This is a genomic window from Gemella sp. (genome assembly GCF_057272915.1).
The window spans coordinates 1-18,743 of sequence record NZ_DBHIUF010000010.1 but is presented as its reverse complement, the minus strand read 5'-3'; the positions used below and the strand labels follow the sequence as shown (position 1 = coordinate 18,743).

The following is an 18,743-nucleotide window of genomic DNA, read 5'->3' as shown; positions in this document are numbered from 1 at the left end:
TAGAAGAAGGGGGTCAAATTTATGGCACGAAAAAAAGAAGTAGTAGCTATGCTACTAGCAGGAGGACAAGGTACGAGGCTTCAAGTATTAACTAAAGATATGGCTAAACCAGCCGTACCTTTTGGTGGAAAATATAGAATTATCGATTTTCCATTATCAAACTGTGCGAACTCTGGAATTTCAACAGTTGGGGTATTAACGCAGTTTATGCCACTTGAGCTTAACTCATACATGGGTAATGGTCAACCATGGGATTTAGATAGAATGGATGGAGGTTTATCTATTTTACCGCCATATACTGCTGGTAAAACGGGAGAATGGTACAAGGGAACAGCAAATGCTATTTATCAAAATATTAAATACATAGAGCAATATAATCCTGAATATGTACTTATCTTATCAGGAGATCACATTTACAAAATGAATTATAAAGAAATGTTAGATTTTCATAAACAAAAAGGAGCAGATCTAACAATTGCGCATATTAACGTTCCTCTTGAAGAAGCTAGTCGTTTTGGTATTTTGAATACAAATTCAGATTTAAAAGTTACAGAGTTTTTAGAAAAACCAGAAAATCCAATATCTACAAAAGCATCAATGGGTATTTATATCTTTAGTTGGAAAGAACTTAGAGAATATCTGATTCGTGATGAAGAAAATCCTGATAGTGAGAAAGATTTCGGTAAAAACATTATCCCGATGATGCTAAACGAAGGTAAAAATATTTATGCATACCCATTTTATGGATATTGGAAAGATGTAGGAACAATTGAAAGCTTATGGGAAGCTAATATGGACCTTATTAAAAATAAAGAGAACTTCAATATTGACGATAGATTATGGAGAATTTATTATCGTCATGAAGGAGCTATGCCACAATATTTAGGACATAGTGCAAATGTAAAAAATTCTATGATTTCTGATGGAACAGCTGTTTATGGAACGGTTTCTGAATCTATTATCTCTTCAGGTGTAAGAATTGAAGAAGGAGCAGAAGTGGTAGGTAGTATAATTATGAAAGATGTTCTAATTGAAAAAGGCGCTAAAGTTTACAATTCGATTATTGCTGAAGGAGCAGTAATAAAAGAAAATGTAGAAGTAGGTCATAGAGAAATAGTTTTAGGAAAAGAACAAATAACAGTAATTGGTAGGGATGAAGTTGTAAATGACAATAGGAAAGTAGAGGGAAAATAATATGGTAAATGCGTTTTGTGTATTATTTGCAGATAACTATCGTAATGATGATTTGCAAGGATTAGTAAGAAATAGAACACTAGCATCTTTAGCGGTTGCATCAAGATATAGAATGATTGATTTCATGTTATCTTCTTTAGTAAAAGCTGAAGTTTCGAATATTGCAGTAGTAACAAATTATCACTATAAATCATTAATGGATCACTTAAGTTGGGGGAAAGACTGGGATTTAAATAGAAAAAACAGTGGACTTAAGTTTATAACACCGATGTCTAACCATCAATCAAATCGTGTAGCTCAAAATAAAATAGAGGCGCTAGGAGATGCATCTAAATATGCAGATACATTGTTAGAGGATTACTGTATTTTAGCAGATGGAAATATTGTCGGAAATATTGATTTTAAAGATATGGTAGATTATCATAAATCTACAAATGCTGATATTACGTTAGCTTATACTTATAGAAAACCTCAACAACGTGAATCGCAAATAATATTTGATGATAAGAATAGAGTTTATGACAGTTTATATCATTATGATGGATATGATCAAGTGTGCCCGACACAGGTTAAAATCTATATAATGTCTAAACAAATGTTTAAAGAATTAGTTAAAAAAGGGACGACATTAGGATGGCAAGATCTTCTATTAGACTTTATTACTAAGAACTTCCACCGTTTAAATGTTTATGGATATGAAATTAAGAATTACAATAGAACAATTAATAGCGTACAAGAATACTATAGCTTCAATCGTGATTTATTAAATCCAGATAAGTTAAATGACTTGTTCTTATCAGGGACTGATATTCTAACAAGAGTAGCAGATAGTGTACCGACTACATATGGAGACGGAGCAATAGTTAAGAATTCTATACTAGGTGACGGTTGTGAAATTAACGGAATTGTAGAAAATAGTATTCTGTTTAGAGATGTTGTAGTTGAAGAAGGAGCAGTAATTAAAAACTCAATAGTACTGCCGAATTGTGTGATTAAAAAATCAGCATACTTAGATTGTGTAATTCTAGATAAATATGCAGTAGTTTCTGAAAAAGTTGAATTAAAAGGAACAGAAAACTGCCAAGTTATCGTAGAAAAAGGTAAAATAGTAGAATAATAAAAAAAGGGTTAGAATAAAATGTGGAAGAGATTTGTAAAACTTTCGATTTTCAAAAGAAAAAAGAGTATAATATACAGATAGACTGCATCTAAAACTAACCCTTTTAGTATGAAAGTAAATTACGAATAAGGAGAAATATAATGAAAATTTTATTCGTGGCAGCTGAAGCAGCACCATTTGTTAAAGTTGGGGGGCTAGGTGATGTTATAGGATCACTACCGAAAGCCCTTCAAGATGAAAATGTAGAGGCAAGGGTTGTACTGCCGTTGTATTCTTCAATAGATAGAGATAAGTACGATTTAAAATACAGACAACATATTTTTATTAATTTAGGCTGGAGAACAGTTTATTGTGGAATCTTTGAGACTGTAGTAAATGGAGTAACTTATTACTTTATAGATAATGAACAATATTTCAATAGAGACAGTGTCTACGGTCAAGATGATGATGGAGAGCGATTCGCTTTCTTCTCTAAAGCGGCATTAGAAATACTTCCACATATAAATTATAAACCTGATGTTGTTAATGCTAATGATTGGCATGCAGCGTTATCGATTATATATTTGGATGACCTTAAAGCAAGAGGAGATGTATTCTATAAAAATATTAAAAGTGTAATTTCAATTCATAATATTGAATTCCAAGGTAAATTCAATCCTTATGAAATGGGTAACTTATTCGGGTTAGATAATAAGTACTTTGATGCACTAATTTATAAAGGTGATTTAAATTTATTAAAAGGAGCTATACAATTAGCCGATAGAATCAATACTGTAAGTGAAACATACGCTCATGAAATATTAGACCCGTACTTCTCATACGGATTAGATGATATACTAAGAGTAGAACAAGGGAAACTTCACGGCATAATTAATGGATTAGATACTGATAAATTTAATTCTAAAACTGACAAACAAATTTTCAAAAACTTTGATTCTAAAACATTAAAAAATAAAGTAGAAAACAAATTAAAATTCCAAGAGGAATTAGCTTTAGAAGTGAATGAAAATATTCCTGTGATCGGAATGGTTACAAGACTAACTCATCAAAAGGGTATTGATTTAGTTTTACATGTTGCTGATGAGATTTTAAAAACTGGAGCACAATTAATAATTTTAGGGACAGGTGACAGACATTATGAAGACGCACTGCGTTCATTAGAATATCGTCGTCATGATAAAGTAAGAAGTTTAATAATGTTCTCTTCAGAGATGTCTTCAAAAGTATACAGTTCTTGTGATATGTTCTTAATGCCTTCTAAAACTGAACCATGCGGTTTATCTCAATTAATTTCAATGAGATATGCTACAGTACCAATTGTGCATAGAGTAGGTGGCTTAAGAGATACTGTAGAACCATTTGACGGTAATTCTGGAACAGGATTTACATTTGAAAGTTTCGATGCGTATGATATGCTAGATGCTATTTACAGAGCGACATACTGCTATTACCAAGAACGTCATATTTGGAATAAAATTATGAAAAATGCGATTAAACAAGATGTAAGTTGGAAAAAATCAGCTTTACAATATATAGATATGTACAATGAAATAGTCTAATAAACTAGATTATAGGAGAGAATAATGAAAAATCAAGAATTTGAACAAAGAGTAGAGAAGTATTTAAAAAGACAATTTGGGATTACTATAACTGCAGCAAGCAAACGTCAAGTTTATGAAGCGTTAATGAGTACGGTAAGAGAAAAATTATCTGAGAAAAAATTTGCTTACGAACAAGAATTGAAAAAAACAAGGCAAAAACGTGCTTACTACATGTCGATGGAGTTTCTTGTAGGTAGAACTTTAAGAAATAACTTATTTAATCTAGGAATTGAAAAGGAAACTAAAGAATATCTAGAAAAAAATAATTTTAATCTAGATGAAATCTATGATATTGAGCCAGATCCAGGTTTAGGAAATGGTGGGCTTGGAAGACTCGCTTCATGTTATCTTGATGCCTTAACTAGTAGTGATTATCCAGTAACAGGATTCTCAATTTTATATGAATATGGAATTTTCAAACAAGTTATCAACAATGGTTGGCAACAGGAATTTCCAGATTATTGGTTAGATTTAGGAAAATACGGTCTTGTTTATAGAAATGATGAAGAAATCGAAGTTAAATTCTATGGTCGAGTTGAAGAAAAAATGACTGAAGACGGATTTAAAGTTGAGCATGTAGACTATACTTCAATTCAAGCGGAACCTTATGATTTATTAATCTCTGGATATAAAACTAAAACTGTTAATACGTTACGTCTTTGGGAGGCAAAAGCTAAAACAGGCTTTAATATGAAACTATTTGAACGTGGAGAATATTCTAAGTCATCAGAAGCAGAAGCAATTGCCTCATCGATTTCTAAATTATTATATCCAGCAGATAGCACAAATGAAGGTAAAGAATTACGTATAAAACAACAGTACTTCTTTATTAGTGCATCTCTTCAACAATTAGTAAAAAATCACTATAATGAATTTGGTACATTAGAAAATTTAAGTGAGCATGTAGCGTTACATATTAACGACACTCATCCAGCGATGGGAGTTCCAGAGTTAATGAGATTATTACTTGATGAATACGGATATTCTTGGGACAAAGCTTGGGAAATTACAACTAAGACATTTGCTTATACAAACCATACAATTATGGCAGAAGCATTAGAAAAATGGTCTGTAGATTTATTCAAGCCGTTATTACCACGTATTTACTCAATTATCGAAGAAATTAACAAACGATTCTGTCAGTGGGTAATTGATCAAGATAAAGATTCTACATTGGCTGAAACTGCAATTATATATGATAATCAAATAAGAATGGCTAACTTATCTATCGTAGGAAGTCATAACGTTAATGGTGTATCAAAATTACACAGTGATATTCTTGTTGAATCAACATTTAGAGCATTTAACGAATTATATCCAACAAAATTCGGTAATGTTACGAATGGTATAGCTCACCGCAGATGGTTAGGTCAAGCAAATCCTGAGCTAGCATCTTATCTAAAAAATCTAATTGGTGATGATTTTGTTAAAGATTTATCTAAGATTAGTAAATTAAATGACTATAAAAATAATAAGAAAGTTGTAGCAAAACTTCAAGAAATTAAAAAAGTTAAAAAAGAACAACTAGCTACATACATTCAAAATACTACGGGTATAACTGTAAATTCAGACTCTATTTTTGATGTTCAAGTTAAGAGACTACATGAATATAAACGTCAATTACTTAATGCTTTACACATTGTATACTTATACCGAGAAATTAAATATAATGGATTACGTCCAGTGCCAAGAACTTTTATTTTCGCAGCAAAAGCTTCGTCAGGATATCAAATGGCAAAAAACATTATTAAATTTATCCACTCAATTTCCCAAATGATTGAATGTGATGAATTAGTTCGTGAGTACATCAAAGTTGTATTCTTACCAGATTATAAAGTTACTCTTGCAGAAAAAATTATTCCAGCTGCTGATATTAGTGAACAAATTTCTCAAGCAGGTAAGGAAGCAAGTGGAACAGGTAATATGAAACTAATGTTGAACGGTGCGTTAACATTAGGAACACTTGATGGAGCAAATGTTGAAATTCATGAAGCGGTAGGAGATGAAAATATCTTTATCTTCGGTTTAGAAACACCAGAAGTAGATGCACTAAATGCACAAGGTTATAAACCATGGGAATACTACAATAATTCAGTGAAGATTAAAGAAACATTGGATTTTATCAGAACTATGACTGTAGGTGGTATGAACTTTAATTTTATTGTAGATTATTTATTAACTCAAGATAATTATATGTGTCTAGCAGACTTTGAAAGTTATGTTGCAGCTCAAGAAAAAGTAGCAAAAACTTATCAAGATAAAGAAAAATGGGGACAAATGAGTTTAGTTAATACAGCTAACGCTGGAATCTTCTCTGCAGATAGATCAGTAGAAGAATACGCAAAAGACATTTGGAACATAAAAAAAGTAAAATAGAATAAAATTCATTAGGGCAACTTAGAAAATTTATTTTTATAAGTTGCTCTTTTTTTTATGGATGAAAAATAAATATATTTGTTTTTCATCATAAAGTATATATAAACACGCCGTTCTCATAGATAAAAAGTTATTATTATGGTAAAATTAAAAGGAAAGACTGTTTGAAATTGAAAAAATTTAAAAAATTTCAGAGGAAAACAACTAGTAAATTTAAAAGAGGTAATTATGGCAAAAGAAAGAGCTGATGTCCTTTGTGTAAGTCAAGGATTATTCGAATCACGTGAAAAAGCAAAACGAGCGATAATGGCTGGTATTGTTTATAATGATAATATAAGAATCGACAAAGCAGGTGAAAAGGTTGAGTCAACTGCTGAACTTAGAATTAAAGGTAAACAGATGCCTTACGTAAGTCGTGGGGGACTTAAATTAGAAAAAGCAATTAATGAACTAAATTTTGATGTTAAAGATAAGGTAATGATTGATATTGGCTCTTCAACTGGTGGATTTACGGACTGCGCTTTACAAAACGGCGCGAAGTTTGTCTATGCATTAGATGTTGGAACAAATCAACTTGTTTGGAAATTACGTAATGATGAACGTGTAAAAGTAATGGAACAAACTAACTTCAGACATTCAGTAAAAGAAGATTTTGATGTCTATGATATAGATATAGCATCAATCGACGTTTCATTTATTTCATTATCATTAATACTACCAAATCTTGCAGAAATTATAAAAGATGGTGGAGAAGTTTGTGCTCTTGTAAAACCACAATTCGAAGCTGGAAAAGATAAGGTAGGAAAAGGTGGAATAGTTCGAGATAAAAAAGTTCAACTTGAAGTAGTAGAAAAAGTACTATTACTAGCAAATAGTGTAGGTTTTAGTATGACGAACCTATCATATTCTCCAATAACAGGAGGAGAAGGGAATATCGAATTCCTAATGACATTAAAATACAATGCAAATAAAGAAGTAGAAAATAAAAATATAAATATCGAGCATATCGTAAACAATGCTCATAATCACTTTAAATAGAGGAGGAGCCAATGTTAATTCAGTTAAATATTAAGCAATTTGGAATAATTGAAAAAGCAACTATAGAACTAAAAAATGGTTTAACTGTCTTAAGTGGAGAAACTGGTGCCGGAAAATCAATGATTCTAGCGGCAATTTCACAATTGTCGGGTCAAAGAACCTCAACTTCCTATATCCGATATGGTGAAGATAAGGCTAGTGTAGAAGGAGTATTTGATTTTCCAAAAAGTAAGGAAGTTAAGGAAATTTTTAATGAATTAGACTTAGATCTAGAAGATGAGGTAATAGTAGTTCGTCGTGACATTTATAGTAGTGGAAAGAGTGTCTGTAGAATAAATGGAACTATAGTTAACCTATCGACATTAAAAAAAGTAGCTGCTCATTTATTAGATATCCATGAACAACATGATAATCAAGTCCTATTGGTAGAGAAAAATCATCTTAATTTAGTAGATTCTTTTAATCGTGAAAAAATACAGCCTGTGTATATAAAATACAAAGAGAAGTATAAAGAATATCAGATAATAAAAGAAAAAATTGATAACTTAAAACAACAAGAGAGTGATGTTCTTCAAAAAGTAGATTTCTTGAAATTCCAATATAAAGAATTAAGTCAGATGAAACTAAAAAAAGATGAAGACTTAGAACTAGAAAAAGATATTGACTATCTGGAAAACTTCGAGAAGGTGAATAATCTTGCTCATAGTATTACCGAAGGAATCGATGGAGAATATGGTGTTATTTCTAAACTAGCAGAAATCAGATCTAATCTGGGAGAGTTAACTAGATATAACTCAAACTTTGAAGAAAAGTATGAAGAAATTACAAATTTATACTATATCTTAGATGATTTGAAATATGAAGTATCTAGTTATACTGATGTTATCGAATATGATGAAGAAAAATTAGATAGATTAATCTATAGATTAGATAAGATAAAAACTTTAGAAAAAAAATATTCAAAACCATTAAATGAGTTAATAGTTTTCACAGAAACTATAAAAGAAGAATTAGATGAGTTAGAAAATTATGAAGAAAACTTCGAAAATTATCTAGAAGAAAGTAAGAAGATTGAAGAAGAAGTAACAGTTTTAGCTGAAGAGTTAAGTTCTTTAAGAAAAGATACAGCTTTAAAATTAGAAAAACTTATCCAAGATGAGTTAAAATTTTTATATATGGAAAAAAGTACAATCAAAGTTGACTTTAAAGAAAAAGAATTCTCATCAACAGGAAAAGATGATGTTAAGATTCTGATTAGCGCAAACTTAGGAGAACCTTTAAAATCATTATCTAAAGTAGCCTCAGGCGGAGAACTTTCTAGGGTGATGTTAGCACTAAAAATAATCTTCTCAAGAAGTATAGAAGCTACTTCAATTATCTTTGATGAAATCGATACTGGTGTAAGTGGAAGAGTATCACAACGAATGGCTGAAAAGATGTATCAACTAGGAGTAGGATCACAAGTATTATGTATTTCACACTTACCCCAAACAACAGCTTTGGCGGATACTAATTTACTAATTAGTAAAGAAATCATTGATAAGAGAACATTAACTGTTATAAGAGAGTTGACTGAAGAACAAAAGATTGCAGAGGTAGCAAGAATGGTATCAGGAGATACGATGACAAAACTTTCAGAAGAACACTCTATTGAAATGTTAAGATTAGCCGAAAAAATTAAAGAAGAGATAAAAGAAAAACTAAATAAGTAGTTAGTAAAAATACCGTAAAGGTAAAGGAGGACTATGACTAAAGAAGGAAAAATTTTAAAAGCACTTAGTGGATTTTATTATGTAGACTGTTCTGGAGAGTTGATTACTTGTCGTGCACGAGGAAACTTCAGAAATGAAAACATCACGCCGTTAGTAGGAGATGATGTAAAAATTCAATTAAGTGATAATAATACAGGATATGTTGTAGAAATATTAGAAAGAAAAAATGAATTACTACGACCTAAGGTAGCAAATATAGATTATAGTATTATCGTAGTATCTGTAAAAGATCCTGAGTTTTCTAGTAAATTACTGAATAAAACGATTTGTTTAAATGAAAATAGTAATGTAGATATTATTATTGTCTTTACAAAGCTTGATTTATTAAATGACGAAGATCTTAAGAAAATGAAAGAAATAATGAATTATTATTATGAAATAGGATATCAAGTATTTACAAACTCTGATGAAGATATTGAAAAATTAAAACAAGTCATTTCAGAGAAGTATGTAGCTATTTCAGGACAATCTGGAGCAGGAAAGTCGACGTTTATTAATAAGCTTGCAGAACATTTAGATATTGAAACTGGAGAAATCTCTAAACATCTAGGACGAGGACGTCATACAACGAGACATACGGAATTTTATCAAATCGATGATTTCTATATCGCAGATACTCCAGGATTTTCATCATTGGACATTACATTTATTGAAAAAGAAGATTTACAATATTTATTTAGAGAGTTTAACGATTATGATTGTAAGTTTAAACCGTGTAATCACATGGAAGAAATTCAATGTGGAGTAAAAGAAGCGGTAGAAAGTAAAGAAATACTAGAAAGTCGTTATGAAGACTACAAAGTGTTATTTACGGAAAAACAAAATCAAAAGAGAAAATATATAAAGGAGAGATAAGATGAAGAAAATATTACCTTCGATTTTATCAGCAGATTTTGCTAACTTAGAAAGAGACATTAAAGAATTAGAAAGTATTGGTGTTGATATGTTTCACATCGATGTAATGGATGGAAACTTTGTTCCAAATATTTCATTTGGATTCCCAATAATTGAATCAATCCGCCCTAAAACAGATAAAGTTTTTGATTGTCATCTTATGATTGCAAATCCAGAAAACTACGTTGAACAATTTTGTAACGTAGGTTGTGATATGGTATCTTTCCACATCGAAGCTACTAATCATGCAGATAGAGTTATTCAAGTAATTAAAAACAAGGGTAAAAAAGCTGGTATTGTACTAAACCCTCAAACACCAATAGAGAGTATTAAATACCTATTGCCAAAATTGGATTATGTTTTAATTATGACTGTAAATCCAGGATTCGGTGGACAAAAATTCATTCCTGAGATGTTAGAAAAAATTGAAGAACTAGCAAAACTTAGAGAAGAAAAAAATTATAACTTCTTAATAGAAGTTGATGGTGGAATAAATACAGAAACGTCAAAAGCTTGTCGAGATAAAGGTGCAGACTTATTAGTTTGTGGTTCATTCTTATTCGGAGCAAGCAATAAAGAAAATACATTAGGTGAGTTGTTAAAATAATGAATATGAAAAAAATAAACATAATGTTAGGTGGAGTATTTCCAAAGGAATTCCCTTCTTCTAACTTATGGTGTGGAGTAGATAAAGGCGCGTTGTACTTGCTTAATAATGGAATTAATCCAATATTAAGTTGCGGGGATTTTGATTCGATAACACTTGAACAAAGAAAGGAAGTTGAAGAAAAATCTAAGTACTTTAAAGTGAAAAGTAGTGAAGATTTAACAGATGCAGAATTTGCATTAGAACATATTTTAGAATTATTTGAAGAGGTTGAAGTAATAGATATTTACGGAGCTACTGGAAGAAGACTTGATCACTTTTTTGGTAACATACTTTTACTTAATAATAAGAAATATCAACACATTAAAATTAGAATAATAGATGATAATAATATTATTACAGTAGCTAGAAAAGGTCTGAATATCTTTGAAAGCATAGAAGGATATAAGTATTTCTCAATAGTACCTATTTATGAAGATACTTTAATGACAATAAAAAATTCTAAATATGAAGTAAAAAATCTAATGCTGACATTAAATCGCCCTAACGCTACTAGTAACGAATTTAAAAGTAATGAGGAAATTAAATTAGAAGTTAGTAATAATGTACTAGTAATGTACTCTAAAGATTAAAAGGAGAAACAATGGTAGAAATATTACAATTTATGTTGATAGCAGTTTTTGCAGGTTTCTTAGGCTCTTTAGTAGGGTTAGGTGGTGGAATTATTATCACACCTGCATTAACAATACTATTTGGATTTGATATTAAATATGCTATTGGAGCAAGTATTGTCGCAGTTATCGCAACAAGTAGTGGTTCAGCAATAGCATTTGTAAAAGATCATGTTAGTAACATGCGAGTAGGTATGCTTTTAGAAGTATTTACTACAGCAGGAGGAGTAGTAGGTGCTCTTATGGCTGGAGTATTTTCATCTAAATTATTATATATTTTCTTTTCACTAATACTGTTAAATTCTTTTTATGGAATGTTGAAAAAAACAGGTTTAATAACTAAAGTGAAAAAAGAAGAAGAAATAGTAGAGAATGATAAATATGCAGAAAAATATAAACTTAATTCATCATACTATGATAAGGCAATAAACAAAACAATAGACTACAATGTTACGAATGTACCACAAGGATCACTTGTTATGTTTGGAGCTGGGTTTGCTAGTGGATTACTAGGAATCGGTAGTGGAGCATTTAAAGTAGTTGCCTTAGATACTTATATGAAACTTCCGATTAAGGTAAGCACTGCAACAAGTAACTTTATGATGGGAGTTACAGCAACAGCTAGTGCATTAATATATTTCTTTAATGGAACTATTAATCCAGCAGTGGCAGCACCAATAGCGCTAGGAACGTTGATTGGATCAAGAACTGGAGCAAAAGTAATGCAAAGATTAGATGCAAAGTATATTCGTTATATTTTCCTTCCAATCTTACTATTTACTATTATAAACATGTTCCTGAAAGGTCTGGGGGTGCTTTAATATGAATGAAAAAAGAGATATAAATATAGTAATTGCAAATATTATAAAAACAGGCGTTTTTGTAAGTTCATTCTTTATTATAACAGGAATAATATTTAGTTTTATACAAGGAGCAGATGGAGTATTAACTATAGAAAGATATATGTTTAGTGAGATGCTAAGAGGTTTAGTAACATTGAATTATTATTCATACTTAATGTTTGGTATATTTCTTTTAATATTAACACCTGTACTACGTATATTAGGATTACTTTATGTCTATATTGAAGAAAAAGATTACAAATTTGTAAGAATTTGTATTTTGGTACTTGCAATTTTAATTGTTAGTTTATTCTTGGGAGTAACACATAGCTAAAATAAAAAAAAAATTAAAAAATAAAATGTTTGACTAGGTGATAATATGCAATTTATCGCTAATTGTGAACAAATTGTGAACGAAAAATGGTAAAATGTAGGAAAAGTACTACTTTTTACCATTTTTGTTTTGCCATAATAAAAACTATGTTATACAATAATAATATAATATTTACAATTAAATATAAATAACACATATAAGGAGGTATATCTATGTTGGATCCACTATTACTTGCAAGGATACAATTCGCAGCAACAACAGTGTTCCACTTCTTCTTTGTACCTATTACTATAGGTATGGTGTTCTTAATCGCAATTTTTGAAAGTATTTATGTTAAAACTGGCGATGAGCATTACAAAAGAATTACGAAGTTCTTTGGGCACTTATTCCTAATTAACTTCGCTGTTGGGGTTGTTACAGGTATTCTTCAAGAGTTCCAATTTGGTATGAACTGGTCTGAATATTCTTCATTCGTAGGGGATGTTTTTGGACCATCACTTGCGATAGAAGCCTTACTTGCATTCTATCTTGAGTCTACATTTATCGGTATTTGGATTTTCTCTTGGGAGAAAATTAACAAAAAATTACACGCAATGTGTATTTGGTTAGTAAGTATCGGAACACTTATGTCAGCGTTCTGGATTTTATCAGCTAACTCATTCATGCAACACCCAGTTGGTGTTAAATATGTTGAGAACAACGTAATTGGTAAAAAAGCAGAGATGATTGACTTCCTAGCAATCATTAAAAATCCATATTTATGGAACCAATTCCCTCACGTAGTGACAATGGCGTTAACTGTAGGAGCATTTACAATTGCAGGTATTGCATCTTGGAAAATGGTTCGTAAACAAGAAGTTGCAGTGTTCAGAAAAGCATTTAAAGTATCTATCGTAGCTGCTTTAATTGGTTCATTAGGATTATTTGTAACAGGACACTCTCAAATGCAATATTTAGTAAAAGAATATCCTATGAAAGTTGCAGCTGCTGAGGCTCTGTATGAAGATACAGGAAATTCAGCACCATTCTCAGTGTTAGCAACAATTGATCAAAAACAACAGAAAGCAGAACATTACCTTGAAGTTCCTGGTATGTTAAGTTTCTTAGCATATGATAAATTTGAAGGAAGTCTTAGAGGTATGAAATCTCTTCAAAAAGAAATGGATGAGAAATACTATCCAGTAGTCGGAAAACACATTGATTATACACCAGACGTACCAACAATTTATTACTCATTTAGAGTTATGTCTGGTTCAGTTGGTATCTTAATCTTAATGTCATTACTTGGTACTATATATGCATTCAAGAGAACTGAAATTAAAAAACGTTGGTTCTTACAACTTATGCCATGGACTTTACTAGTAGCTGAAGTTGCTACTGCTTGTGGTTGGATAATGGCTGAAATGGGGCGTCAACCTTTCTTAATCTTCGGAGTGATGGCTACTGAATCAGGAGTTTCTCCAAATTCAGGAGCATCAGTATTATTCTCACTATTAGTATTCTGTGTATTATACACAATTTTAGGTATTGCACAATTTGTAGCGTTCAGATATACAATGAATAAAAAAGAAACAACTGTGAAGGAGGTAGCATAGTATGGATTGGTCAGTAGCTTTACCAAATATTTGGTTCTTACTTATTACAATACTATTTACAGGATTCTTCGTATTAGAAGGATATGACTTCGGAGTTGGGGTACTAGCTCAAGTACTAGGTAAGACAGATGAAGATAAACGTGTTTACTTCAATACAATTGGTCCTTTCTGGGATGCAAACGAAGTTTGGCTATTAACAGGTGGTGGAGCGATGTTCGCAGCGTTTCCTATCTGGTATGGTAAATTATTTAGTGGTTACTATATCGCATTCGTATTAATGTTAGTAGCGTTAATCTTACGAGGCGTATCATTTGAATTTAGAGGTAAATTAGGTGATAATAGAGCTTGGATTAAATCATTCGATATAGCAATGTTTATTGGTAGTTTACTTCCTCCAGTATTATGGGGAGTTGCAGTAGCTAACTTCATGACAGGAGCAAACCTTGACGCTAAGAAAAACTTAGTTGATGGTTTCTTAGGATTATTATCTCCATTTACTATTCTTGGAGGAATAATGATGTTACTTCTAATGTTAGTTCACGGAGCTCAATTCTTAGCTCTTAAAACTACAGGAGAATTAAGAAATGCAGCTCGTGCAACATCTGCATTATTATTCCCATTTGCTGCGGTAGTAACATTAGTATTTGCTATTTGGGCATTATTTAAAACAGATATCTTTACAACAAACTATTATGTTGGTTTAGTACTAGCAGTAATTGCGGTAGTATTCTTCGTGTTATCATTTGTTTTAAACTTTAAAGGTCGTGACTTAGGTGCATTCTTAAGTACATCAGGAACTTTAGCGTTCCTAACTCTAAGTGTCTTCGCAGGTATGTTCCCACGTGCTATAATAAACAGTAATGATGTTAGTCAATCACTATTTATTTATGATGCTGCGAGTGGAGTATATACTCTAAGACTTATGACAATAGTTGCATTATTCCTATTGCCATTCGTTTTAGGATACCAAGTTTGGTCATATTCTATTTTTAGAAAACGACTAACTAAAGAAGATGAATTGGAGTATTAGTCAATGAAAAAAAAGGAAGCAAAATTAAAACTTCCTGTTAAAAAGAGTCTAACATTGACACTATTAATATTATCAATATTCGAAGCAGCTTGTATAATTATACAGGCTGCTTTTTTAGCAAAAGCCATAGTGGGACTTTTTGATAAAAATTTTGATAATGTAGTAAGAGATAGTGTTCTTTTTTTAATAGGTTTTATTTTTAGGATAGTGTTCTTACACTTACAACAATATTTTACAGAAAATCATGCAATCAAGTTTGAAACAGAACTTAGAAGAAAATTACTTCAAAGTTACTTTGACTTGGGACCTGATTTTACCTCAAGAGAAGGATCAGGAAAACTAGTGACATTAGCGATTGATGGAATAGGAAAAGTAAAACAGTATTTTGAATTAAATGTATCAAAACAAATACGTGGAGCTATTATCCCTACTTTAGTAGTTATCTTTATATTTTATACAGATTATGTATCAGCCTTAATGATAATATCTGTAATACCAGTTATAGTTATTTTTATGATACTATTAGGAATTAATGCTAGAGATATGGCGAATAGACAGTATAAAAAATATAGAGCATTATCTAATAACTTTATCGATACAATTCGAGGGGTAGAGACGCTTAAATTCTTAGGAGTAAGTAAAAACTACTTACCTATTATGGAAAAGAAAAATAAAGAGTATCGTCAGAGTACTATGAAGACGCTTAGTGTAGCTTTTTTAAACAGCTTTGCACTTGATTTCTTAACAACAATAGCAATTGCACTTTTAGCTGTTAGATTAGGGATTCTATTATTAGATGGAGATACAGTATTATTACCATCGCTAACTGTGTTATTAATAGCACCAGAATTTTTCCTACCGATGAAACAAGCTGCGACAGACTATCATGCTACGCTTGATGGTCAAATGGCTTATGAAGATATTAATCGAATGTTAGTGGATAACGAGAAAAATAAATTTCAGAAATCTTCTATCGAAAGTGTAGAAAGTATAAAACTACATAATGTAGGATTAACAAAAGATGATAAAAAAATTCTTGATAATATCACTTTATCGATAAACAAAGGTGAAAAGATTTGTCTTGTAGGACAAAGCGGAAGTGGAAAAACTTCATTAATCTCGTTATTATCTGGTTTTAATGAACAGAGTGAAGGTGAGATATTAATTAATGATGAAGTTACAAATCTAAAAAATGTTCACTGGTCAAATAATATCTCATATATATCACAATTCCCTTATATTTTTCCAGATACAATTCGAAACAATATATTATTCTATTCTAATGAAAATATAAGTGAAGACCATTTAAAAGAAATTAGTGAGTTAGTAGGTTTAGATAAATTCATCACTACATTACCACAAGGCTACGACACTAATATTGGAGAAGGTGGTCAAGAATTAAGTGGTGGTCAAGCGCAACGTATTGCTATCGCTAGAGCATTAATTAGTAATAGAGAAGTAATTATTTTAGATGAACCTACAAGTCATCTAGATATAGAAACAGAGTTTGAGATTAAAGAAAAACTACTAGAATTATTTAAAGGTAGAACTGTAATTATAGCTACACATAGACTACATTGGTTGAATAATGTAGATTATGTATTAAATCTAGAACAAGGAAAGGTTAGTGATTTTGAGAAAGTTGCCGAATTTAAAAATTCACCACGTTTCGCAGAATTGAAAGCTAATCTAGTAGGAGGTAGCTATAGTGAACAATAATTCAATAATAAGAAAAGAACTTAAAAAGAATAAAGGTGTAATGAGTGGAGTAGTCTTTTTAGGATTAATGTCTGTTATTAGTGGAGCAGCGTTAATGTACGTATCAGGTTACTTAATCAGTAAAGCATCATTACAAATTGGAAACATTCTAATGCTACAGGTTCCTACAGTATTAACAAGAACATTTTCATTAGCACAATCTACATTTGCTTATATTCAAAGACTAGTGAGCCATAATTTAGTTTTAGGAATAATAGAAAAAATGCGTAGCAGAGTATATAAAATATTAGAACCTAAAGCATTGAAATTGAAAAAGGAATATAAATCTGGAGATTTATTAGGGATTATTTCTGAAGATATTGAAAATATGCAAAATATCTATCTAAAAACAATATTCCCAAGTATTATCTCATTAGTATTATATGTAATTTTCATTACAGTAATGTTTGGGTATGATGCGAATCATGCAATCTTAGCATCTCTATTTGGAATTTTTATAATTTTTGTAGTTCCATTTGCTTCACTTACAATTACTAGAAAGAACTTCCAAATTATGAAGGAAGCTAAGTATAACCTATATCGTGATTTTACTAGTGCTATTTTCGGATTAAGCGATTGGATTTCTTCTAATAAAGTAAATGAATTCATGGATGACTACCAAGCTAAAGAACAAAAACTTTTAAAACGTGAAAGAAAAATTAAAACATTCGTTCACTTAAGAGAAAACTTTGTTAACTTACTTGCAGGTTCCACAGCTTTCTTAATGATTTATAGTTGTTGGAATATGACAGTTAATAATGTAATCGAAAATGTCTATATCGCATCATTCTGTATGATGGTATTATCGGTTCTTAGTGTAGCGGTGATGACAAGTGAAGCTGTAGCTCACATTCCAGGATATGAAGTTTCAATAAATAGAGTAAAAGAATTTTATGCTCAAGAAGATGATGAAAAAGTCGAAGTAGTAAATGCAAAAAATTCTGATGGAAATATTATTGACGTTAAAAACTTAACTTTCGAATATGAAAAAGGTAAAACTATTTTAAATAATTTATCATTGTCTATCAAAAAAGGTGAGAAAGTAGCAATATTAGGAAGAAGTGGTGTAGGGAAATCTACATTGGTGAAGTTATTAACAGGTACTTATACAGATTATCAAGGTGAGATTATTGTTCTTGATAAAAAACCAACAGAAACAATGTTAGGTACAGAGATTTCACTTTTAAACCAAAAACCATATCTATTCGATATGACGATTAGAGAAAATCTTAAACTTTCACTTTTAGATTCGGGAATAGAAGAAGATGAAATTGAAGATAAAATTAACGAGAGTTTGGAAAAATCTCAATTGTCTAAACTACTACAAAGCCTTCCTGATGGAATAGATACAAACGTATTTGAGACAGGAAGTAGGTTCTCTGGAGGAGAGCGTCAACGTATAGCATTCGCTAGAAGTATTATTCAAAATAATGAATTGTTACTACTAGATGAGCCAACTGTAGGATTAGATCCAAAAACTGAACATGAATTATTAACTACAATTTTTGAATCTAGTAAAGATAAAACAATCGTATGGATTACCCATCATTTAAACTCTATCGAATATATGGATAGAATAATCTTTATTAAAGATGGAGAAATAGAAATGGATGGAACACATAGTGAACTTTACGCAACAAATGATAAGTATAAGAAATTGTATGATATGGACAATATAGCGTAATAGTATTTGCAAAACTTTACAAATATAGAGCAGTTACAGGAATAAGAAAAACGACTAACACAGGCAAAGAGAAACGAGTTAGACCTATAAATTTTGATTGAAAAATGCTATAATATAACTTGTTTAAAAGTATAAAGTATTTGGAGGTTTAGAATATGGAAGTAATTGCACTATTGAGAGGAGTAACACCGACAGGAAAAAATAGAATACCTAAAATGTCATTTTTG

15 protein-coding genes are annotated in these 18,743 nt (G+C 30.8%); all 15 read left to right on the top strand.

Annotated elements, in window-relative coordinates:
* Positions 1–21 precede the first annotated feature (21 nt).
* The 15 genes from ACO6OL_RS05495 (at position 22) to cydC (ending at position 18,516) form a co-directional block, all read left to right on the top strand.
* The gene (locus tag ACO6OL_RS05495) at positions 22–1,194 is read left to right on the top strand and encodes a glucose-1-phosphate adenylyltransferase (RefSeq protein ID WP_314160319.1); all 1,173 of its coding nucleotides are present in this window, start codon (positions 22–24) and stop codon (positions 1,192–1,194) included.
* Between the two features lies 1 nt (position 1,195).
* Complete coding sequence (gene glgD, locus ACO6OL_RS05490; RefSeq protein ID WP_314160320.1) at positions 1,196–2,311, top strand: glucose-1-phosphate adenylyltransferase subunit GlgD; 1,116 nt, start codon at positions 1,196–1,198, stop codon at positions 2,309–2,311.
* A gap of 143 nt (positions 2,312–2,454) precedes the next feature.
* A complete protein-coding gene (glgA, locus tag ACO6OL_RS05485) occupies positions 2,455–3,873 on the top strand; it encodes a glycogen synthase GlgA (protein WP_485502412.1) in 1,419 nt (472 codons plus the stop codon).
* A 24-nt stretch (positions 3,874–3,897) separates the two neighbouring features.
* Complete coding sequence (locus ACO6OL_RS05480; protein WP_485502411.1) at positions 3,898–6,291, top strand: glycogen/starch/alpha-glucan phosphorylase; 2,394 nt, start codon at positions 3,898–3,900, stop codon at positions 6,289–6,291.
* 228 nt (positions 6,292–6,519) lie between these two features.
* A complete protein-coding gene (locus tag ACO6OL_RS05475) occupies positions 6,520–7,329 on the top strand; it encodes a TlyA family RNA methyltransferase (protein ID WP_314397686.1) in 810 nt (269 codons plus the stop codon).
* Between the two features lie 11 nt (positions 7,330–7,340).
* Complete coding sequence (gene recN / locus ACO6OL_RS05470; RefSeq protein WP_485502410.1) at positions 7,341–9,041, top strand: DNA repair protein RecN; 1,701 nt, start codon at positions 7,341–7,343, stop codon at positions 9,039–9,041.
* A 33-nt stretch (positions 9,042–9,074) separates the two neighbouring features.
* Entirely contained in the window at positions 9,075–9,956 is an 882-nt protein-coding gene (gene rsgA / locus ACO6OL_RS05465) for a ribosome small subunit-dependent GTPase A (protein ID WP_485502409.1), read from the top strand.
* A 1-nt stretch (position 9,957) separates the two neighbouring features.
* Entirely contained in the window at positions 9,958–10,602 is a 645-nt protein-coding gene (gene rpe, locus ACO6OL_RS05460) for a ribulose-phosphate 3-epimerase (RefSeq protein WP_485502408.1), read from the top strand.
* Positions 10,602–11,234, top strand: coding sequence for a thiamine diphosphokinase (locus ACO6OL_RS05455; RefSeq protein ID WP_485502407.1), 633 nt, complete (start codon positions 10,602–10,604; stop codon positions 11,232–11,234). Before rpe ends, ACO6OL_RS05455 begins: the two co-directional genes overlap by 1 nt.
* A gap of 11 nt (positions 11,235–11,245) precedes the next feature.
* Complete coding sequence (locus ACO6OL_RS05450) at positions 11,246–12,094, top strand: sulfite exporter TauE/SafE family protein (RefSeq protein ID WP_485502406.1); 849 nt, start codon at positions 11,246–11,248, stop codon at positions 12,092–12,094.
* Position 12,095: 1 nt separating this feature from the next.
* A complete protein-coding gene (locus tag ACO6OL_RS05445) occupies positions 12,096–12,449 on the top strand; it encodes a DUF1634 domain-containing protein (protein ID WP_485491443.1) in 354 nt (117 codons plus the stop codon).
* Between the two features lie 212 nt (positions 12,450–12,661).
* The gene (locus tag ACO6OL_RS05440) at positions 12,662–14,044 is read left to right on the top strand and encodes a cytochrome ubiquinol oxidase subunit I (RefSeq protein WP_485502405.1); all 1,383 of its coding nucleotides are present in this window, start codon (positions 12,662–12,664) and stop codon (positions 14,042–14,044) included.
* A 1-nt stretch (position 14,045) separates the two neighbouring features.
* Positions 14,046–15,074 (top strand): cytochrome d ubiquinol oxidase subunit II, encoded by a 1,029-nt coding sequence (cydB, locus tag ACO6OL_RS05435; RefSeq protein WP_485491442.1) that lies wholly within the window; start codon positions 14,046–14,048, stop codon positions 15,072–15,074.
* A 3-nt stretch (positions 15,075–15,077) separates the two neighbouring features.
* On the top strand, positions 15,078–16,793 hold the full coding sequence (cydD, locus tag ACO6OL_RS05430; protein WP_485502404.1) for a thiol reductant ABC exporter subunit CydD: 1,716 nt from the start codon (positions 15,078–15,080) through the stop codon (positions 16,791–16,793).
* Positions 16,783–18,516 (top strand): thiol reductant ABC exporter subunit CydC, encoded by a 1,734-nt coding sequence (cydC, locus tag ACO6OL_RS05425; protein WP_485502403.1) that lies wholly within the window; start codon positions 16,783–16,785, stop codon positions 18,514–18,516. Before cydD ends, cydC begins: the two co-directional genes overlap by 11 nt.
* Positions 18,517–18,743: the final 227 nt, after the last annotated feature.